Source organism: Shewanella sp. S1-49-MNA-CIBAN-0167 (genome assembly GCF_040310145.1).
In the GTDB taxonomy this organism is placed as follows: Bacteria; Pseudomonadota; Gammaproteobacteria; order Enterobacterales; family Shewanellaceae; genus Shewanella; species Shewanella psychromarinicola.
Window position 1 is genome coordinate 1 of record NZ_JBEOPO010000151.1, and the last position, 332, is coordinate 332.

The 332-nt window shown below is 43.7% G+C and carries 1 protein-coding gene; it reads left to right on the plus strand.

Features of this window, described 5'->3' with window-relative positions:
* On the plus strand, positions 1 to 332 hold a 332-nt coding region (locus AAEZ00_RS20770; protein ID WP_351089769.1), incomplete at both ends, for a DUF2855 family protein.

Consider the following 332-nt stretch of genomic DNA (forward strand, 5'->3'; position numbering starts at 1 on the left):
GTTCACCACGTCTTGGCTAGTGGATGACTTTATGTTCGACAATCAGTATTTCTATGCGACTCAGTATCTGGTAACCAGTGCATCCAGTAAAACCAGCATTGCCCTCGCCTTTGCCATTAAGCAAAGAGGTCAACGCAGTGCGATTGGTATTACCTCCGAGGCCAATTTAAGTTTCGTTAAATCATTAGGTTGTTACGATCACGTTATTAACTATAACGACATCACCACCCTAGATGCCAATGTTGCATCCATCTTAGTGGACATGGCCGGTGGTAAAAACACCTTAGCCGCTATTCATAACCACTTTAACCAACAACTGCGCTATTCATGTC